This is a genomic window from Streptomyces sp. NBC_00988 (assembly GCF_045162645.1).
Lineage (GTDB): Bacteria > Actinomycetota > Actinomycetes > Streptomycetales > Streptomycetaceae > Streptomyces.
This window is the reverse complement of sequence record NZ_CP108730.1, coordinates 6,960,448-6,980,114: the sequence shown is the minus strand read 5'-3', so window position 1 is coordinate 6,980,114 and position 19,667 is coordinate 6,960,448. Positions and strand designations below refer to the sequence as shown.

The following is a 19,667-nucleotide window of genomic DNA, read 5'->3' as shown; positions in this document are numbered from 1 at the left end:
GTGCCCCGCGCGGTAAAAACACAGCTACCCCTCTTCCCTCACACGGGTTCGGTGGTCACTTCCACCAGTCGGTGAGCCGCCCGCTGATCCACTGGAGGGCCGGCGGGATCTCCCGTCGCCAGGTGTTGAAGTTGTGGCCGCCGCTGTCCAGGATGATCGACGAGATACGGGTGGAGTTCCTGGCCTTCACCTGGGCGATGAATTTCAGGGTGTCGTTGTAGTTGTGCTCCCCGATCCTGCTGCTGGTGACGAGCAGTGAGGTGTCGGGCGCGGGCCGGTGCTTGATGTACCACGACAGGTCGGCCTCGTTCCGCAGCGTCTCGTCGCCCTGGAAGAGGTTTCCCGTGGTGGCGTCGCTCGGCGCCTTGTAGTACGGCGACAGGCCCGCCGCCGCGGCGTACACCCCGGGGTGGTGCATGGCGAGTTTCAGGGCGCAGTAACCGCCCGTGGAATCGCCGATGATGCCCCAGCTCCCGGGCTTCTTGCTCACCCTGTAGTGGGCCAGTACGGCGTCGGGGAGGTCCTTGGCGAAGAACGACTCGGTCTGCGGCCCGCCCGGGACGTCCACGCACTCCGTGTCGCGCGGCGGCGCCACCGTGGGCCGCATCATCACCAGGATCATCGGCTGCATCCGACCGGCCCTGGCCAACTCCAGTGCCGTGCGCGGGTAGTTCAGCTTGTCGACGAGTGCCTGGGCGGTGCCCGGGTACCCCGTGAGGACGACCGTCGCCGGGAACGAGCGCGTGCGGTTGCGCGGCTGGAAGTACTCCGGCGGCAGGTACACGTACGCAGGGGTGGCGATGTGGGTCGTACGGCCGACTATGTCGACCCGCTGCACCTGGCCGACGCTCTGCGGCCGCGAGGAGCCGCCCGGTGCGTCCACCCGCCGGGTCTCGACCACTTGGAGCGGTCCGCCCGTGCCCTGGAGCGCCGAGTTGTCGACGACCACTCCCTGGTCGGTCTCCTTGCCGAACAGGTCGGCCCAGCTGGCGTAGAACCCGAAGGCCTGGTTGGCGCCGAGGCCGACCGAGGCGAAGAGCACCAACTGCGTTGCCAGCAACAGGCCCACGCGCCCGCTGACGGCCCGCCAGTTGTGTCTGGCCAGGCGGGGCCACAGCCATACTGTGCCGATGAACAGCAGTACGGCGCAGACGACCGCCAGTACCAGCACTTTCCTGCTCGTGAGTCCCATGAGCTGTCCCCGCCTGCGCTTTCCGCCCTCGGCGCACGCAAGTTTCGCGAGCGTTTGCCCCGGGCTTTCCTCTGCCTTTGAACCGGCTTTCCGGTGAGGAAGGAACCTCCTCCCCCTAGACACCGTCCTAGAGGGCGCAATGTCGCCGGATGCCCGAATCGGGCCCGGATCCAAGGTCTCTCGCAGAACTACGGGATGCGATGTCTGTCAGGATAGATGGGGAAATGTCGGGTGGGGTTCCGAGCCGAACAGGTCGGGTCCGGCGCATAGTCCGAGGTCCGCGCCCCGAGGTCGTTCCCACGCTCGTCGCCAGGGCCTGCGCCCTCGTCGGCCTGCTGGACATCGCCGCGGGGGTGTTCCCGCGCTTCCGGCACAGCCGTATGCACACGATGGCCGAGGTGCTGCCGGGTGCGCTCGGCCCCTTCGCCGCGGCGCTCTCGCTGAGCGCCGGTGTGCTGTTGCTGCTCCTCGCGCACGGGCTCAGGCGGCGCAAGCGCCGGGCGTGGCGGGCCGCCGTCGCGCTGCTTCCGGCGGGCGCGGTGGCGCAGTTCGCGTACCGGCACTCCCTCATAGGAGTCGTCATCTCGGCGGCGCTGCTCGCGCCGCTGTTGCTGCACCGGGACGAGTTCCGGGCGCTGCCCGACCCGCGCAGCAGGTGGCGCGCGCTCGCCAACTTCGTGCTCATGGGCGCCGGTTCCCTCGTCCTCGGACTGGTCATCGTCAGCGTCCACTCCAAGCGCATGGTCGGCGACCCGAGCCTGGCCGATCGGATTACGCACGTCCTGTACGGCCTGTTCGGCTTCGAGGGCCCGGTCGACTACGAGGGCAGCACCTCCTGGACGGTCGCCTTCTCACTGGGCGCCCTGGGGCTGCTCACCGCGGTCACCACGATCTACCTCGCGTTCCGCCCCGAGCACCCGGCCGCGCAGCTCACCCCGGAGGACGAGACGCATCTGCGCGCCCTCCTGGAGAAGCACGGCCGGCGCGACTCGCTCGGTCACTTCGCGCTCCGCCGCGACAAGGCCGTCGTCTTCTCGCCCAGCGGCAAGGCGGCGGTGACGTACCGCGTCGTCTCCGGAGTGATGCTCGCCAGTGGTGACCCCATCGGCGACGTGGAGGCCTGGCCGGGCGCCATCGAGCGGTTCATGGACGAGGCGAAGGCCCACTCCTGGACGCCCGCCGTCATGGGCTGCTCGGAGACGGGCGGCGAGGTGTGGACCCGTGAGACCGGTCTCGACGCCCTCGAACTGGGCGACGAGGCGGTGGTCGACGTGGCGGATTTCTCGCTCGCCGGGCGCGCGATGCGCAACGTACGCCAAATGGTGAAGCGCATCGAGCGGGCCGGCTACGAAACCCGGGTACGGCGTGTACGTGACCTCGGCGAGGGCGAGTTGGAGCGGATCCGGCTCGCCGCGGAGGCCTGGCGGGGCACCGACACCGAGCGCGGCTTCTCGATGGCGCTCGGCCGCATCGGCGACCCGGAGGACGGTGACTGCTTCATCGCGACCGCCCACAAGGCTGACGAACAGCCGGGCGAATACGGCGACTTGAAGGCGATCCTGCACTTCGTGCCCTGGGGCACCGACGGCATGTCGCTGGACCTGATGCGCCGTGACCGCGCGGCGGACCCGGGGATGAACGAGCTGCTGATCGTGGCCTCCCTCCAGGCGGCACCGAAGCTCGGCATCACGCGCGTGTCGCTCAACTTCGCGATGTTCCGCGCGGCACTCGCGCGGGGCGAGAAGATCGGCGCGGGCCCGGTGCTGCGCGCCTGGCGCGGACTGCTCGTCTTCCTGTCCCGCTGGTTCCAGATCGAGTCCCTGTACAAGTTCAACGCGAAGTTCCAGCCCCGCTGGGAACCCCGCTTCGTGGTCTACCGCGCCTCCGGCGACCTCCCCCGCATCGGCTTCGCCGCGATGCAGGCGGAAGGCTTCGTCAACCTGGCCCTCCCCCTCCCGCGCTTCCTCCGCCGCCGCACGACCGCGGCCCCGGCCTGCACCCACGGCCTGGCGGAACGGGATGTCCGGGCAGCCTGACCGACAGGCGCGGCCCGAGCGGGCCCCTCAGCTCCGGCTGGGGGCACCGCTCGGGCCGCGCCGGAGGTTTCCGCCCGACCGCCCCGGAGCCCTCCTCACGGACCCCAGGGCCGTACGGCGACGGCCACGCTCCGGTCCGCCGAGGGCCGCGGGCGACGACGGCAAGGGCCGACGGCCACCGCCAGACACTCCAAGACTGCAGGCCAGTACCGCCAAGACGGGCCGCCACCGGACGATCCACGGCCGAGCCCCCTGCTCACCGGCTCTCGCACGCCTCCTCCTGCGAAGCAGGCCGGCCTCCGGAGCGCTGTCCACTCCGACGAAGGCCGCGAGCGACGACGGCAAAGGCCGACGGCCACCGCCAGACACTCCAAGACCGCGAGCCGATACGACGCAGCCGCGCACCACCACCACGAAGACGGCCCCCGCGCGAGGACCCCACCCACAGACTCCCGCGCGCCCCTCAAGCGCAACGCCCCGCACCCCGCCCCACCCCGGCGTCCCCCTCCCGCCCCGGACCAGCCCGCTTCCGCCCGGCCCGCGGGGCCGTGCCCCCTCCTCCTGGGCCTACGCTGAACGTATGAGCAAGCAGAGCGGACGCGGGCGCGTCACGGGCCTTCCGGAGTGGGACCGGTGCGCGGTCATGGGGGTCGTGAACGTCACCCCCGACTCCTTCTCCGACGGCGGCCGCTTCTTCGACACCACGGCGGCCGTCAAGCGGGGCCTGGACCTGGTCACCGAGGGCGCCGACCTGGTGGACGTCGGCGGTGAGTCCACCCGCCCCGGCGCCTCCCGCGTCGACGAGGCCGAAGAACTCAAGCGCGTCATCCCCGTAGTGCACGGCCTCGCCTCCGAGGGCGTCACCGTCTCCGTCGACACCATGCGCGCCTCCGTCGCCGAGCAGGCACTCGCCGCCGGCGCCGCCCTCGTGAACGACGTCAGCGGCGGCCTCGCCGACCCCGCGATGATCCCGGTCGTCGCCGCCTCGGGCGCCCCCTTCGTCGTCATGCACTGGCGCGGCTTCCTGGAGGGCGGCAACGTCAGGGGGGTCTACGACGACGTCGTCACCGAGGTCGTCGACGAACTGCACGCACGCGTGGAGGCCGTTCTGGCCGGCGGTGTCGCCCCCGACCGTGTCGTCGTCGACCCGGGCCTCGGCTTCTCCAAGGACGCCGAGCACGACCTCGTCCTCCTCGCCCACCTCGACCGTCTGCTCGCCCTCGGCCACCCCGTCCTGGTCGCCGCCTCCCGCAAGCGGTTCCTCGGCCGCGTCCTGGCAGGCCCCGAGGGCGCGCCCCCGCCCGCGCGCGAGCGCGACGCCGCCACGGCCGCCGTCTCCGCACTCGCGGCGCACGCCGGCGCCTGGGCGGTGCGCGTCCACGAGGTCCGCGCCACCGCCGACGCCGTACGCGTCGCACGCGCCGTCGAGGGGGCGCGCGCCCCGGGCGCCCGAGCGGCCTCGCACACCAGCTCCGAGGGAGCCCTGTGACCGCCCCGCACACCGACGTCGAGCAGGTGGAACTCGCCAACACCGCGTTCTACGAGACCCTTGAGCGCGGTGACTTCGACGAGCTGTCCGCGCTCTGGCTCACCCCGGCCGACCTCGGCGTCGACGAGGAGTACCACGACCCGGCGGACAGCGGCGTGATCTCCTGCGTGCACCCGGGCTGGCCGGTGCTGACCGGCCGCGGCGAGGTCCTGCGGTCGTACGCGCTGATCATGGCGAACACCGAGTACATCCAGTTCTTCCTCACCGACGTACACGTCTCGGTGACCGGCGACACCGCCCTGGTCACCTGCACGGAGAACATCCTCAGCGGCGGCCCCTCCCCCGACGACAGCGACGAACTGGGCCCGCTGGTCGGCCAGCTCGTGGTCGCCACGAACGTGTTCCGGCGCACCCCCGAGGGCTGGAAGCTCTGGTCGCACCACGCGTCCCCGGTTCTGGCCGAAAACGACGAGGACGAGGGCGAGGACACCCCCACCTGAGTGGGTAGGCGCCCCCTGGGAGAACCCGTCGCAACCCGTCGGGACCAAGAAGTGGTTGGAATCACGAACCCCGGGGTAGGGGCGGCTACCGACCCATGAGCCACCGGGTTCCCCAGGGGAAACGCTCCATGAACCCTCTGGCCCCGGACAGCGCCCACGCCCTCGCGGCCGGGCGTTGTCAGTGCCCGCAGGTAGATTCGTTCGAGGCCGGGGTACCGCCCGCACACGGTACGAACCGGCCACCACCGACGATTGCAGGAGTGATTCGCGTGGATCGTGTCGCGCTGAGCGGCCTGAAGGCCCGCGGGCACCACGGCGTGTTCCCCAAGGAGCGCGAGGAGGGCCAGACCTTCATCGTGGACCTCGTCCTGGGCCTGGACACCCGGCCGGCCGCCGCCGACGACGACCTGGCGAAGACCGTGCACTACGGCATCGTGGCCGAGGAGGTCGTGGCCGTCGTCCAGGGCGAGCCCGTCAACCTCATCGAGACCCTCGCCGAGCGCATCGCGCAGACCTGCCTGAAGCACGAAGGGGTCGAGGAGGTCGAGGTCCGCGTCCACAAGCCGGACGCCCCGATCACCGTCCCCTTCGACGACGTGACCGTCACCATCACCCGGAGCCGAGTATGACCTTCTCGTTCACCGAGGGTCACAGCGACCCGACCGTCCAGCCGGTGCCCGCCTCCGTGGTGCAGCAGGTGGACGCCGCCGACACCACCCTCAGCAACCCGAGGCGCGCCGTGATCTCCATCGGCGCGAACCTGGGCAACCGCCTGGAGACCCTCCAGGGAGCCATCGACGCCCTGGAGGACACCCCCGGCGTCCGCATCAAGGCCGTGTCGCCGGTCTACGAGACGGAGCCGTGGGGCGTCGAGCCCGGCAGCCAGCCGTCGTACTTCAACGCGGTCGTCGTCCTCAAGACCACCCTGCCCCCGTCCTCCCTGCTGGAGCGGGCGCACGCGGTCGAGGAGGCCTTCCACCGGGTCCGCGAGGAGCGCTGGGGCGCGCGCACGATCGACGTCGACATCGTCGCGTACGCCGACGTCGTCTCGGACGACCCGGTCCTGACGCTCCCCCACCCGCGCGCCCACGAGCGGGCCTTCGTGCTCGCGCCGTGGCACGACGTGGAGCCCGAGGCGCAGTTGCCCGGCCGCGGCCCGGTCGCCACCCTCCTGGACGACATCACCCGTGACGGTGTCGCGCCCCGCAAGGATCTGGAACTCCGGCTGCCCGAGTAGTCGTTAAGGTCGAGACGACCACTACGCCCGGACAGGGCACGGGGAGCTGAAGGAACACCGTGAGAGAGCTGCGGATCAGGGTGCTGGCCGGCGTGTTCGTGATCGCCGGAGTGCTGTCCTGGGCGGGGGCCCGCCTGTGGAGCGCGGTGGGGACCCTGCCGAGTGTCCCGCTGGCCGCGCCCATCGTCCTCGCCGTGATCGCCGTGGTCCTGCTGGCCACGGCGCTCTCCCTGCGCGCCCGCCTCAAGGCCCAGCGCGAGCGCCGCCCCGGCGCCAAGGGCGTCGACCCCCTGATGGCCGCCCGCGCGGTCGTCTTCGGCCAGGCCAGCGCCCTGGTGGCCGCCCTCGTCGCCGGCATGTACGGCGGCACGGGCGCCTACCTCCTGGAGTTCCTCGACATCCCCGCCCGCCGCGACCAGGCCATCTACGCCGGCTTCTCGGTCCTGGCAGGCATCGCGGTCATAGTCGCCGCGATCTTCCTGGAACGGGTCTGCAAACTCCCGGAGGACGACGACAACAACGCGGCAGGGGCAACCCCGGTCACCTGAGGCGCCCTGAAGCGAAGGCACCCCAAAGGGGCGCGGGGCAGTGTCGATCTGCGGCTCCGCCGCGCGGGTGCGCCAGCCACGACGAGGCCGCACCCGGGCCACGACCCGCCACCGTGCCGCGGCAACGCCGGTCACCTGAGCGCCCCAAAGGGGCGCGGGGAACTGCGCGCCCAGCCCCAACGGACCCGCACCCGACCGACGCCCCACCCGCTCCATCCAGCGAAGCGAACCGTCAGCGAGCCATGATGAGACTCATCGCCTCGTTACGCGTCGCCGGATCCCGCAACTGCCCCCGCACCGCCGAGGTGATGGTCTTGGCGCCAGGCTTCCGCACGCCCCGCATCGACATGCACATGTGCTCGCACTCGACGACGACGATGACACCGCGCGGCTCCAGGATCTCCATCAGGGAGTCCGCGACCTGCGTGGTGAGCCGTTCCTGCACCTGCGGCCGCCGCGCGTAGACGTCCACCAGCCGGGCCAGCTTCGACAGCCCGGTGATCTTCCCGTCGGCGGACGGGATGTACCCGACGTGGGCGACCCCGACGAACGGCACCAGATGGTGCTCACAGTTGCTCAGGACCTCGATGTCCTTCACCAGGACCATCTCGTCGTGCCCCAGGTCGAACGTCGTCGTCAGCACGTCCTCGGGCTTCTGCCACAGCCCCGCGAATATCTCCTTGTACGCCCGCGCCACCCGCGCCGGCGTCTCCCTGAGCCCCTCCCGGTCCGGGTCCTCGCCGACCGCGATCAGCAGTTCGCGTACGGCGTTCTCGGCGCGCTTCTCGTCGAAGACGCCGATCGCTCCCTCGCCGTCCAGCGTCACGGGGTCGGTCATGGCGGTGCCTCGTTCCTGTGCGGGTCACGCGTGTGCGGACACACGCCTCAGTTGCGGGCATATGGAAAAGCCGCGCCCCCCAGGCTAAATCCAGGGGGGCGCGGCTTCCATTTCGGGCCGTGTGAGACTCGCGTCAGTTGTCGGGGCGGTCCTCCGGGGCCTTCTCCAGCGTGGGAGAGGACTCGGCGGTCGCACCGGCGGTGATCGCGGGACCCGCGCCGTTCGTCCCGTTCGTCAGTGACAGCTCCTTGGGGGAGAGCACCGGCGGGCGGGTGGACGGCGTACGGCGGGAGGAGCCGGTCCAGGAGGGACGGGCCGGACGCCGGATGATCGGAGTGAACACCTCGGCGATCTGCTCCTTGTTCAGCGTCTCCTTCTCCAGCAGCTGGAGCACGAGCGCGTCGAGCACGTCACGGTTCTCGACCAGGATCTCCCAGGCCTCGTTGTGCGCGTTCTCGATGAGCTTCTTGACCTCTTCGTCGACGAGCGCGGCTACCTCTTCCGAGTAGTCACGCGGGTGCGACATCTCCCGGCCCAGGAAGGGCTCGGTGTTGTCGCCGCCGAACTTGATCGCGCCGAGGCGCTCGGTCATGCCGTACTGCGTGACCATCGCGCGGGCCGTCGCGGTGGCCTTCTCGATGTCGTTCGCAGCGCCCGTGGTCGGGTCGTGGAAGACCAGTTCCTCGGCCGCGCGGCCGCCCAGCATGTAGGCCAACTGGTCGAGCATCTCGTTGCGCGTGGTCGAGTACCTGTCCTCTTCCGGCAGGACCATCGTGTAGCCCAGAGCACGGCCTCGGGAGAGGATCGTGATCTTGTGCACCGGGTCGGAGTTCGGGGAAGCCGCCGCGACCAGAGCGTGTCCGCCCTCGTGGTACGCGGTGATCTTCTTCTCCTTCTCCGACATGATCCGGGTCCGCTTCTGCGGGCCCGCGACCACACGGTCGATCGCCTCGTCCAGCATGGAGTTGTCGATCAGCTTGCGGTTGCCACGTGCGGTGAGCAGGGCGGCCTCGTTGAGGACGTTGCTCAGGTCCGCGCCGGTGAAGCCCGGCGTACGGCGCGCGACGGCCGACAGATCGACGTCCGGTGCGACCGGCTTGCCCTTCTGGTGGACCTTGAGGATCTCCAGACGGCCCTGCATGTCCGGGCGGTCGACCGCGATCTGGCGGTCGAAGCGGCCGGGGCGCAGGAGGGCCGGGTCGAGGATGTCGGGCCGGTTCGTCGCGGCGATGAGGATCACGCCGCCCTTGACGTCGAAGCCGTCCATCTCGACGAGCAGCTGGTTCAGCGTCTGCTCGCGCTCGTCGTGTCCACCGCCGAGGCCGGCGCCGCGATGGCGGCCGACCGCGTCGATCTCGTCGACGAAGACGATCGCCGGAGCGTTCGCCTTGGCCTGCTCGAACAGGTCACGGACTCGGGAGGCACCGACACCGACGAACATCTCGACGAAGTCGGAACCGGAGATCGAGTAGAAGGGCACCCCGGCCTCGCCCGCGACGGCGCGCGCCAGCAGGGTCTTGCCGGTGCCGGGAGGGCCGTACAGGAGTACGCCCTTGGGGATCTTGGCGCCGACGGCCTGGAACTTCGCCGGCTCCTGGAGGAACTCCTTGATCTCGTACAGTTCCTCGACGGCCTCGTCGGAGCCCGCGACGTCCGCGAACGTCGTCTTCGGGGTGTCCTTGGTGATGAGCTTGGCCTTGGACTTCCCGAAGTTCATGACTCGGGAGCCGCCGCCCTGCATCTGGTTCATCAGGAACAGGAAGACGACCACGATGAGGACGAAGGGGAGCAGCGACAACAGGATCCCGACGAAAGCGTTCTGCTTCGTCGGCGACACCGTGTAGCCGTCCGGAATCTGCTTGTCCTGGTACTTGGTCTGCAGCGTGGCCGCGAGGTCCACGCCTTGGTCGCCGATGTAGCTCGCCTGGATCTTGGAGCTGCCCTCGACCTTGACGCCGTCCTTGAGCGTGACCTTGACGGTCTGCTCGTCACCGGTGGTGATCTTGGCCGATTCGACCTTGTTGTCATTGATCGCCTGGACGACCTGGCCGGTGTCCACCGCCTTGTAGCCGCCGGACGAGCCGACGACCTGCATCAACACGACCACGGCAAGGACGGCCAGCACGATCCACATGACCGGCCCACGGAAGTATCGCTTCACGTCCATCCATACGGAGCAAAATCGCTCCGTCCCTCCTGCCATAGTGAGTTTGATAAAGACAGTTCTTCTGACCGTACCCCAGCCATGTTGCCCGAAGTCGCACGGGACGGCTGGGAGACGCGTCTGCATGCTCCAACGGCGCGAAACCCGCTGGGGTTCCCGATCGTCTTGCAGGGCTTGGGCCGAGTGGCTCTAGCCGCCGTAGACGTGCGGCGCGAGCGTACCGACGAACGGCAGGTTGCGGTACTTCTCCGCGTAGTCGAGGCCGTAGCCGACGACGAACTCGTTCGGGATGTCGAAGCCGACCCACTCCACCTCGATGGCGACCTTGGCCGCCTCCGGCTTGCGGAGCAGGGTGCAGATCTTCAACGAGTCGGGCTCGCGCGAGCCGAGGTTGGAGATCAGCCAGGACAGGGTCAGACCCGAGTCGATGATGTCCTCGACGATGAGGACGTGCTTGCCCTTGATGTCGGTGTCGAGGTCCTTGAGGATCCGCACGACACCGGAGGACTGGGTGCCCGCGCCGTACGACGACACGGCCATCCAGTCCATGGTGACGGGGGTGGACAGCGCCCGGGCGAGGTCCGCCATGACCATCACCGCGCCCTTGAGGACGCCGACGATCAGCAGATCCTTGCCCGCGTACTCCGCGTCGATCTTCGCGGCGAGCTCCACGAGCTTCGCGTCGATCTCTTCCTTGGTGATGAGCACCGACTGGAGGTCGTCACCCATGTCTTTCGCGTCCACCCGCATCACTTTCGGTCGTCCAACCGGCTACTACCTGGCCCCGCCCCCGGAGGCCCGGAGGGGGTGTCGATTCAGCCTTGCCGAATCACCAGTCTGCCACCCTGGCGACGGGCGACGACCTTGCCCGGGAGATTGATGGCTCCCTGGCCGCGCCAGCCGGTGATCAGCCGGTCCACTTCCTCGATGTGCCGGGCGAACAGCGAGCCGGCCGGGGCACCGGCCTTGATGGCGGCCCGGCGCAGGATGCGGCGGCGTACGGCGGGCGGCAGGGCGTAGAGCTTGGCGCACTCCAGGAGGCCGGTGGCGTCGCGTACGGAGGTCTCGGCCTGGCTGGCCCAGGTGTCGAGGGCGTCGGCGTCGTCCCGGGACAGCTGCGCCGTACGGGCGAGCGCTTCCACGACGCCTTTGCCGAGCGCCTTCTCCAGGGCCGGCAGGCCTTCGTGGCGCAGACGGGAACGCGTGTACGCGGGGTCGGCGTTGTGCGGGTCGTCCCAGACGGGCAGCGACTGGACCATGCAGGCCTTGCGGGCGGTCTGCCGGTCGAGCTGCAGGAAGGGGCGGCGGTAACGGCCGTCGGCCCCCGAGACCGCGGCCATCCCCGACAGGGAGCGGATGCCCGAGCCGCGGGCGAGGCCCAGCAGGACGGTCTCGGCCTGGTCGTCGCGGGTGTGGCCGAGCAGCACGGCGGCGGCGCCGTGTCGTGCGGCGCAGTCGTCGAGGGCTGCGTAGCGGGCGTCCCGGGCGGCTGCCTCGGGGCCGCCCTCGCGGCCCACGGTCACGGAAGTGGCTTCGACGGGGTCCAGGCCCAGTTCGCGCAGGCGCAGGACGACCTCGTCGGCGCGCAGGTCGGAGCCGGCCTGGAGGCCGTGGTCGACGGTGATGCCGCCGGCCCTGATGCCCAGCTTGGGGGCTTCGAAGGCGAGGGCGGAGGCGAGGGCCATGGAATCGGCGCCGCCGGAGCATGCGACGAGCACGAGCGGCGAGGGCGGGCGCTCGTGCGAGGTGTGCCGGGAGGCGCCGGCGGTCTGCAGGGCCTCGTGGTCGGTGAGGATGTCGTGGAGGACGCGGCGGACCGCCAGGCGTATCGCCGCGACCGCAGGATGGGGACCCATGTCCGGTTCCCTTCATGAAGTTTTCGGGGGTTGGCCCGAGGTTCGGTCACTCAGAGTGTGTAGATGGTGACAGAACCGGGGCGTTCCCCGAGCATCGCACGCCTACCCATCGCTCACGGTCCCTCGGACGGGTGATTGCAGGGGCGTTCGCCTGCCGTCGGCCGGATTCGTTTCACCACGCCCGCGACCCGTTCACGACTCGGCCTTGCGGTGCACCCGCGCGACCCAGTCCGCCGGTTTGGCGATCTCCGTCTTGGTCGGCAACGTGTTCGGGGAGGTCCACACGCGGTTGAAGCCGTCCATGCCGACCTGGTCGACGACCGCCCGCACGAACCGCTCGCCGTCCCGGTACTGCCGCAGCTTGGCGTCGAGGCCGAGCAGCTTGCGCAACGCCGAGTCCAAGCGGGAGGCGCCCTTCGCACGACGCTGCTGGAACTTCTCGCGGATCTCCGCGACGCTCGGCACCACGTCCGGACCGACACCGTCCATCACGAAGTCGGCGTGCCCCTCCAGGAGGGACATCACGGCGGTGAGCCGCCCGAGGATCTCCCGCTGCGCGGGCGTCTGCACGATCTCCACGAGGGACCGGCCCTCGTCGTCCTCCTCGCCCTCGGGCCGGCCGCCGGCCAGCGACTGGGCGGCCTCCCGGATGCGCTCCAGGACGGTCATGGGGTCGACCTCGGTCTCTCCCAAGAACGACTGGATCTCGCCCTCCAGGTGGTCACGCAGCCAGGGCACGGCCGTGAACTGCGTGCGGTGCGTCTCCTCGTGCAGGCACACCCACAGGCGGAAGTCGTGGGGCTCCACGTCGAGTTCGCGCTCCACGTGCACGATGTTCGGCGCGACCAACAGCAGCCGCCCGCCCTTCGCGCCCGCCGGCAGCTCGCGGGACGCCGGGGCGAACGTCTCGTACTGACCGAGCACGCGCGAGGACAGGAACGACAGCAGCATGCCCAGCTCGACGCCGGTCACCTTGCCGCCGACCGCCCCGAAGACCGCGCCCCCGGGGGTGTTGCCGCGCCGCTCCTGCATCTTGTCGAGCAGCGGTTTGAGGACCTCCCGGAACCCGGCGACGTTCGCCCGCACCCAGCCGGGGCGGTCGACGACCAGGATCGGGGTGTCGTGGATGTCGTCCGTGCCCATCCGGGTGAACCCCCGGACGTGCTGCTCCGAGGCCTTCGCATGCCGGCGCAGCTCCCCGACGACGGCCCGGGCCTCGTCACGGCTCACCTCGGGGCCCGGCCGCACAAGTCGGGTCGCGGTCGCCACCGCGAGATTCCAGTCGACCATCTCGGCACCACCGATGCTCGTCATGCGTCAACCGTACGTGAGCGCTGCCGCTTGGGGCAGGCTGCGAGGTCGGTCAGGTGAACGTCTGCCGGAACGGCACCCGGTTACGAGCTACAGCCGCAGGCCGCCAGTGCCGTTGCCGTGTGGTCCAGGGCTGCTTGGGCCTCCAGGGCGTTCGTCGTGTTGGAGGCCATGAAGGCGAAGGCGAGGAGTTGGCCGTCTTTGTCCACGACCGTGCCGGCGAGGGTGTTGACGCCCGTCAGGGTGCCCGTCTTGGCGCGCACCACCCCCGCCGCTCCCGTCGCGTCCGTGTAGCGGGTCGTCAGGGTGCCGGTGAAGGCGGCGATGGGGAGGCCGGTGAGGACCGGGCGGAGTTCGGGGTGGGCCGGGGAGCCGGCCTTGACCAGGAGGGCGGTCAGGAGGTCCGCGGTGAGACGGTCGTCGCGGTTGAGTCCGCTGCCGTCGTTGAACACGGCGCCCTTGACCGGGAGTTGAAGCTTCTTCAGCTGGGCGGCGATCGCGGCGGCGCCCGCGTCGAAGTCGGCCCGCTTGCCCGTGGCCACGGCGGTCTGGCGGGCCAGGGCCTCCGCGATGTCGTTGTCGCTGTTGGTCAGCATCCGCTCGACGATGTCGGAGAGCGGCGGCGAGGAGACCGTGGCGAGGGTGGCGGCGCGGCCGGTCGCCTTGGAGGGGCCCGGGGAGGATGTCGTAATGCCGTGCTTCTTTAGGAAGCCCGCGAATTTCTCAGCCGCGTCCGCCGCCGGGTCCTTCACGCGCAGCACCGGACCGCTGGACGAGTCGTCCGTACGGCCCTCGTCGGCCATCAGGGCGCTGACCGGGGCGAGGTTCTCGTTGACCCCGATCGGGTGGAGTTCGGCACCGGAGTACAGGGTCTTGTCGTACGACAGCGTCACCTCGCTCACGCCGCGCTTCTTCAGGGCCGCCGCCGTCCTGTCGGCGAGCGTGCGCAGGCTTGCCCAGCCCTCGGCGTCCTGGTGGGCCGTCAGGGTCGGGTCGCCGCCGCCGACCAGGACGAGTTCCTTGGTGTCGGGCTCCAGGGCGGCGCGGGTGGTGAGGCGGTGGTCGGCGCCCATCGCGGAGAGGGCGGCCACGGCGGTGGCGATCTTCGTGGTCGAGGCCGGGGTCAACGCGTCGTCGGCGCCGACTCCGTAGAGGCGCTTTCCGGTCGAGACGTCCACGACGGCGGCCGTGTGGCGGGTGCCGAGCGCCGAGTCGCCCAGGAGGGGCGTGAGGACGTCCGTGAGGGCCGTGCCGGTCGGGGCCGACTTCACGGTGCTGGCGGCGCCGCCGAGGCCGACGAGGACGGATGCGGCACTGGGGGCGGGTCGGGGTGCCTTGGCGGACGTATCGGAATTACGGCCGTGATCTACGCCACCTGACTGTTCCTGTGCGGCTGCGTAGTCCCGCTCGGCCGTACGCTGACCCGAGGAGTCCCAGGGACCGGCTGCGGTCACCACACCGGCGGCCAGCGCCATTCCGGCGGTGGCGGCGACGGCGGTGAACTGCCAGGTCCTGTTCGGCCGCGGCAACTTCGCGACCTGAGGTGACACGGATCCGACGAGCCGGGCGACCTTCGGTGACACGGCTCGGGTGAGCCGCGTGGCCTGTGGTCGCACGGCTTCGGTGAGCCGCGTGACCTGGGGTGACACGGCTTGTGTGAGCCGCGTGACCTGCGGTTTCACGGATTGTGCGGCCCGCTTGAGACGGGGCCGGACGGCTCGCGCGACCCGCGCCATCTGCGGTCTCGCGGCCCGCCAAGGCCTCAGCTCCGGCACGACCACCAGCCCCTTTCGCGATCACACACCTGCGTGAGGGACACTTAACCACCAGAACTATGTGCTGATCATGGAGGAGCCACCGGTGGAGTTCGACGTCACGATCGAGATCCCGAAGGGTTCGCGGAACAAGTACGAGGTGGACCACGAGACCGGTCGGATCCGCCTGGACCGTCGACTCTTCACCTCGACCAGTTACCCGGCCGACTACGGCTTCGTCGAGAACACTCTCGGCGAGGACGGCGACCCGCTGGACGCGCTGGTCATCCTGGAGGAGCCGACTTTCCCCGGCTGCCTCATCAAGTGCCGCGCGATCGGCATGTTCCGGATGACCGACGAGGCCGGCGGCGACGACAAGCTGCTGTGCGTCCCGGCGTCCGACCCGCGCGTGGAGCACCTGCGTGACATCCACCACGTGTCGGAGTTCGACCGCCTGGAGATCCAGCACTTCTTCGAGGTCTACAAGGACCTGGAGCCCGGCAAGTCGGTCGAGGGCGCCAACTGGGTGGGCCGTACGGACGCCGAGGCGGAGATCGAGCGTTCGTACAAGCGACTCAAGGAGCAGGGCGGCCACTGAGCCCTCAGACATGGAAACGGGCCGCACGCACACGCGTGCGGCCCGTTTCCATGTCTGTGCGCATACTGAGGATCACTGGAGGTGTCGTACAGGGAGTGCTACGGAGTGACGGAAGCCGAGGACCGCAAGCCGCAGTCGGACGAGGCCAGGAGTGCCTTCACGGCTCCGGCGGGCGTCGAGGCGGCGGTCGTGGCGGCAGCTGACGGGGAGTCGTCCACGACGTCCGAGTTCGCCGTTCCGAGCGGGCTGGACGTGACGCCCGCGCCGGCCGCCGAGGACTCCGAGGGGTCGGCGTTCAGTCCGCCCAGCCTGTACAGCGCGCGCAAGGCGCCGCCCGCGTTCACGCCGCCGACCGGGATTCCCGTCGTCAGCCTCACCAAGGACGTGCCCTGGCAGGACCGGATGCGCACGATGCTGCGGATGCCGGTGGCCGAGCGGCCCGCGCCGGAGCCGGTGCAGAAGCCGGACGACAGCGGTCCCGCCGTACCGCGCGTGCTCGATCTGACGCTCCGCATCGGCGAGTTGCTGCTCGCGGGCGGCGAGGGCGCCGAGGACGTCGAGGCGGCGATGTTCGCGGTCTGCCGCTCCTACGGCCTCGACCGCTGCGAGCCGACCGTCACCTTCACTCTGCTGTCGATCTCTTATCAGCCCTCCCTGGTCGACGATCCGGTGACCGCGTCCCGGACCGTACGGCGCCGGGGCACCGACTACACGCGGCTCGCGGCCGTGTTCCGGCTGGTCCAGGACCTCAGCGACCCGGAGACCGCGCTCTCCCTGGAGGACGCCTACCGGCGGCTCGCGGAGATGCGGCGCAACCGGCACCCGTACCCCGGCTGGGTGCTGACCTCCGCCAGCGGGCTGCTCGCGGGCGCCGCCTCCGTGCTCGTCGGCGGTGACGTCATCGTGTTCTTCGCCGCCGCGCTCGGCGCGATGCTCGGGGACCGGCTGGCGTGGCTGTGCGCGGGGCGCGGGCTGCCGGAGTTCTACCAGTTCACGGTCGCCGCGATGCCGCCCGCCGCGATAGGGGTCGCCCTCACGGTCGCCAACGTCGATGTGAAGGCCTCCGCGGTCATCACCGGTGGGCTGTTCGCCCTGCTGCCCGGGCGGGCGCTGGTGGCGGGCGTACAGGACGGACTGACCGGCTTCTACATCACCGCGGCGGCCCGGCTCCTGGAGGTCATGTACTTCTTCGTCGGCATCGTGGCCGGTGTCCTGATCGTCCTGTACTTCGGCGTGAAGCTCGGCGCGCAGCTCAACCCGGACGTGGCTCTCGGCAATTCCGACCGGCCGCTGTGGCAGATCGGCGCGTCCGTCCTGCTGTCGCTGACCTTCGCGGTGCTGTTGCAGCAGGAACGATCCACCGTGCTCCTGGTGTCCCTCAACGGGGGTGTCGCCTGGTCGGTCTACGGGGCGATGCACTTCGTCGCGAGGATCTCGCCGGTTGCCTCTACGGCTGTTGCGGCGGGGTTGGTCGGGCTGTTCGGGCAGTTGCTGTCGCGGTACCGGTTCGCGTCGGCGTTGCCCTACACGACCGCGGCGATCGGGCCCCTGTTGCCCGGTTCCGCCACCTACTTCGGGCTGTTGGCGATCGCGCAGAACGAGGTCGACAAGGGGCTGGTGTCCTTGGCCACGGCGGCGTCTCTCGCCATGGCCATCGCGATCGGGGTCAATCTGGGGTCGGAGATCTCGCGGTTGTTCCTGCGGATTCCGGGGGCTTCCGCGGGGGCGCGGCGGGCTGCCAAGCGGACCAGGGGGTTCTGACCTACGCCCGAGAAGTCAGCCCTGGGGATAGCCGCCGTTCTGTGAATACCCCTGCCCCTGGCCCTGGTTGTCGTACGGGGGGTACTGCTGGTTGCCGTACTGCTCGTTGCCGTACGGCTGTTGCTGCGGCTGGTACGTCTGCTGGGGGTACGGCTGCTGCTGTTGGGGCTGGGCGTAGTACTGGTCGTAGCCGTTGTTCTGCTGGGGCTGGGGCTGCTGCTGGGGCTCGTCGATGCGGCGGAGCTGCGTCGTCGAGTCGTCCATGATCACCGGGAACGGCTGGGTCGCGGCCGGGTCGCCGGGCTGTTCCTGCGGGTCCTGGGGGTTCTTCTTGGCCTTGGAGCGGGCGCGGAGGAACTCGATGATGATCGGGACGACCGACACGAAGACGATCAGGATGAGGATCGCTTCGATGTTCTTGTGGACGAAGTCGATGTTGCCGAGCCAGGAGCCGAGCAGGGTGACGCCCGCGCCCCACAGGACGCCGCCGATGATGTTGAACGTGAGGAACGAGCGGTACTTCATGCCGCTGACGCCGGCGATGATCGGCGTGAACGTGCGCACGATGGGCACGAAGCGGGCCAGGACCAGGGACTTGGGGCCGTACTTCTCGAAGAACTCGTGCGCCTTGACCACGTTCTCCTGCTTGAAGAGGCGTGAGTCCGGGCGGCTGAAGAGCGAGGGGCCGACCTTCTTGCCGAAGACGTAGCCCGCCTGGTCGCCGAGGATCGCGGCGACGCAGATCAGCGCGACGGCCGCCCACAGCGGGAAGTCGAGCGTGCCCGCGGTGATCAGCAGGCCGCAGGTGAACAGCAGGGAGTCACCCGGCAGGAAGAACCCGATGAGCAGGCCGGACTCCGCGAAGACCACGAGCAGGAGGCCCCAGATTCCGAACCGGTCGAGCATGGTGTTCGGATCGAGCCAGCTCGGGCCGAGGGCGAGCGTCATCACGGTTCCGGGCTCCTGAGGGGTGGAGGGAGGTGCCAGCGTCCAGGTACAGCCGCACAAAGCTATCAACGCGATGTGTCCGCCCCAGGTTCCACCGGTGACTCCAGGATGCACTGTGCACCCCATAGGACAAAGCTGTGAGCCATGGGTATCGACGAATACGGCGGCGGCCAGGGGCCGCAGGCCGACGTACTGGTCGTGACGACGAACGACATCCCCGGCTACCGGGTCGAGCAGGTGATCGGCGAGGTCTTCGGGCTGACCGTGCGCTCACGGCATCTCGGCAGCCAGATCGGCGCCGGTCTGAAGTCGATGGTCGGCGGTGAACTGAAGGGGCTCACCAAGACCCTCGTGCAGACCCGCAACCAGGCCATGGAGCGGCTCATCGAGCAGGCACGCGCGCGTGGGGCCAACGGCGTCCTGGCGTTCCGCTTCGACGTGACCGAGGCGGCGGACGTGGGCACCGAGGTGTGCGCCTACGGGACGGCGGTGGTCCTGGCCCGGGAGTAGCGGTTCCCCCGGGCCGGGTCCCTAGGAGGTGTGCCGGGACGCGTTCGCCAGGATCGCGTCCTTCAGGTGCTCGGCCAGGCCCGGGGCCATCGCGTCGTAGAACGCTTTGAAGCGCTCGTCGGAGACGTACATCTCGGCGAGGCAGGAGTGCATCTCGTAGGAGCACGCGTAGAACCAGCGGTCGATGTGCAGGCGGTGTTCCTCGGCGAGGGCCGTCGCCGCGTCGGCGGTGGGGAGTTCGCCGGCGGTCACCAGGGTGGCGTACCGCTCGCTCCAGGCGTCGACCTCCGCCTGGAGACGCTTCCAGTCGGCCTTCGTGTAGCGGGCGGCCCTGCGCTGCGACTCGGCGTAGGCCTCGGTGCCGCCCCAGCGCTGTTCGGCCTCTTCGGCGTACTGCTCGGGGTCCTTGTCGCCGAAGACCTCGAAGCGTTCCTCGGGGGTGAGGTTGATGCCCATCGTGCGTGCCTCCATGGCGTGTTCCACGGCCTCGGCCATCTTCTGCAGCTTCTCGATCCGGGCGGTCAGCAGCTCGTGCTGACGGCGCAGATGTGCGCGCGGGTCCGTCTCCGGGTCGTCGAGCAGGGCCGCGACCTCGTCGAGGGGGAAGCCGAGTTCCCGGTAGAACAGGATCTGTTGGAGCCGGTCGAGGTCGGCGTCGCCGTAGCGCCGGTGACCCGCGCGGCTGCGCTCGCTCGGGACGAGCAGGCCGATGTCGTCGTAGTGGTGCAGCGTGCGCACGGTGACCCCGGCGAATCCGGCGACCTGCCCTACGGAGTAGGAGTCCTGTCCTACGGAGTAGCTCACTTCCGCTCCCTTCTTCTGTCCGCGCTCCACGCTGAGGCCTCACGCCACGTGAGGTGCAAGCCCCGCACTCCCCTGTCCCGCGATCTCAAGATGTTGGGTCCGTTTTGCCCGCTTATGGTGA

The 19,667-nt window shown here is 70.0% G+C and carries 18 protein-coding genes; 9 read left to right on the top strand and 9 right to left on the bottom strand.

Going from position 1 to position 19,667, the window contains the following annotated elements:
- Window positions 1–55: 55 nt before the first annotated feature.
- Window positions 56–1,192 carry an alpha/beta hydrolase-fold protein gene (locus OG496_RS32115; RefSeq protein WP_366497592.1) on the bottom strand — a complete coding sequence of 379 codons (1,137 nt, stop codon included), beginning with the start codon at window positions 1,190–1,192 and terminating at the stop codon, window positions 56–58.
- Window positions 1,193–1,416: 224 nt separating this feature from the next.
- Between OG496_RS32115 and OG496_RS32110 the strand changes: the two genes are divergently transcribed.
- The 6 genes from OG496_RS32110 to OG496_RS32085 all read left to right on the top strand — a co-directional run bounded on the left by OG496_RS32110 (window position 1,417) and on the right by OG496_RS32085 (window position 7,002).
- Window positions 1,417–3,228, top strand: coding sequence for a phosphatidylglycerol lysyltransferase domain-containing protein (locus OG496_RS32110; RefSeq protein ID WP_405973410.1), 1,812 nt, complete (start codon window positions 1,417–1,419; stop codon window positions 3,226–3,228).
- 580 nt (window positions 3,229–3,808) lie between these two features.
- Window positions 3,809–4,717, top strand: coding sequence for a dihydropteroate synthase (gene folP, locus OG496_RS32105; RefSeq protein WP_405973409.1), 909 nt, complete (start codon window positions 3,809–3,811; stop codon window positions 4,715–4,717).
- Entirely contained in the window at window positions 4,714–5,217 is a 504-nt protein-coding gene (locus OG496_RS32100) for a nuclear transport factor 2 family protein (protein WP_019064272.1), read from the top strand. Before folP ends, OG496_RS32100 begins: the two co-directional genes overlap by 4 nt.
- Window positions 5,218–5,486: 269 nt before the next feature.
- A complete protein-coding gene (gene folB / locus OG496_RS32095) occupies window positions 5,487–5,846 on the top strand; it encodes a dihydroneopterin aldolase (protein WP_033286136.1) in 360 nt (119 codons plus the stop codon).
- On the top strand, window positions 5,843–6,454 hold the full coding sequence (gene folK / locus OG496_RS32090) for a 2-amino-4-hydroxy-6-hydroxymethyldihydropteridine diphosphokinase (protein ID WP_405973408.1): 612 nt from the start codon (window positions 5,843–5,845) through the stop codon (window positions 6,452–6,454). The genes folB and folK overlap by 4 nt, the downstream gene beginning before the upstream one ends.
- A gap of 59 nt (window positions 6,455–6,513) precedes the next feature.
- A complete protein-coding gene (locus OG496_RS32085) occupies window positions 6,514–7,002 on the top strand; it encodes a DUF3180 domain-containing protein (RefSeq protein WP_366497588.1) in 489 nt (162 codons plus the stop codon).
- Window positions 7,003–7,234: 232 nt separating this feature from the next.
- On the opposite strand, the gene folE is transcribed toward OG496_RS32085, so the two are convergent.
- The 6 genes from folE to dacB all read right to left on the bottom strand — a co-directional run bounded on the left by folE (window position 7,235) and on the right by dacB (window position 14,907).
- The gene (gene folE, locus OG496_RS32080) at window positions 7,235–7,840 is read right to left on the bottom strand and encodes a GTP cyclohydrolase I FolE (protein ID WP_318017968.1); all 606 of its coding nucleotides are present in this window, start codon (window positions 7,838–7,840) and stop codon (window positions 7,235–7,237) included.
- A 133-nt stretch (window positions 7,841–7,973) separates the two neighbouring features.
- Complete coding sequence (ftsH, locus tag OG496_RS32075) at window positions 7,974–10,007, bottom strand: ATP-dependent zinc metalloprotease FtsH (RefSeq protein ID WP_405973407.1); 2,034 nt, start codon at window positions 10,005–10,007, stop codon at window positions 7,974–7,976.
- Window positions 10,008–10,193: 186 nt separating this feature from the next.
- On the bottom strand, window positions 10,194–10,754 hold the full coding sequence (hpt, locus tag OG496_RS32070; protein ID WP_033286141.1) for a hypoxanthine phosphoribosyltransferase: 561 nt from the start codon (window positions 10,752–10,754) through the stop codon (window positions 10,194–10,196).
- A gap of 65 nt (window positions 10,755–10,819) precedes the next feature.
- Entirely contained in the window at window positions 10,820–11,860 is a 1,041-nt protein-coding gene (tilS, locus tag OG496_RS32065; protein ID WP_366497586.1) for a tRNA lysidine(34) synthetase TilS, read from the bottom strand.
- Window positions 11,861–12,052: 192 nt separating this feature from the next.
- Window positions 12,053–13,174, bottom strand: coding sequence for a zinc-dependent metalloprotease (locus OG496_RS32060; RefSeq protein ID WP_405973406.1), 1,122 nt, complete (start codon window positions 13,172–13,174; stop codon window positions 12,053–12,055).
- Between the two features lie 80 nt (window positions 13,175–13,254).
- Window positions 13,255–14,907, bottom strand: a complete 1,653-nt coding sequence (gene dacB, locus OG496_RS32055; protein WP_405976753.1) for a D-alanyl-D-alanine carboxypeptidase/D-alanyl-D-alanine-endopeptidase — start codon at window positions 14,905–14,907, stop codon at window positions 13,255–13,257.
- 124 nt (window positions 14,908–15,031) lie between these two features.
- Here dacB and OG496_RS32050 point away from each other — a divergent pair, with 124 nt between their 5' ends.
- Both OG496_RS32050 and OG496_RS32045 read left to right on the top strand, forming a co-directional pair.
- Window positions 15,032–15,523, top strand: coding sequence for an inorganic diphosphatase (locus OG496_RS32050; RefSeq protein WP_019070224.1), 492 nt, complete (start codon window positions 15,032–15,034; stop codon window positions 15,521–15,523).
- 105 nt (window positions 15,524–15,628) lie between these two features.
- Window positions 15,629–17,284, top strand: a complete 1,656-nt coding sequence (locus tag OG496_RS32045; protein ID WP_405973405.1) for a threonine/serine exporter ThrE family protein — start codon at window positions 15,629–15,631, stop codon at window positions 17,282–17,284.
- A 15-nt stretch (window positions 17,285–17,299) separates the two neighbouring features.
- Here OG496_RS32045 and OG496_RS32040 read toward each other — a convergent pair whose 3' ends face one another.
- The gene (locus OG496_RS32040; RefSeq protein WP_405976752.1) at window positions 17,300–18,232 is read right to left on the bottom strand and encodes a DedA family protein; all 933 of its coding nucleotides are present in this window, start codon (window positions 18,230–18,232) and stop codon (window positions 17,300–17,302) included.
- 144 nt (window positions 18,233–18,376) lie between these two features.
- On the opposite strand from OG496_RS32040, the gene OG496_RS32035 reads away from it, so the two are divergent.
- On the top strand, window positions 18,377–18,742 hold the full coding sequence (locus tag OG496_RS32035) for a YbjQ family protein (RefSeq protein ID WP_363101818.1): 366 nt from the start codon (window positions 18,377–18,379) through the stop codon (window positions 18,740–18,742).
- Between the two features lie 21 nt (window positions 18,743–18,763).
- On the opposite strand, the gene OG496_RS32030 is transcribed toward OG496_RS32035, so the two are convergent.
- Complete coding sequence (locus tag OG496_RS32030) at window positions 18,764–19,546, bottom strand: MerR family transcriptional regulator (RefSeq protein WP_405973404.1); 783 nt, start codon at window positions 19,544–19,546, stop codon at window positions 18,764–18,766.
- Window positions 19,547–19,667 lie beyond the last annotated feature (121 nt).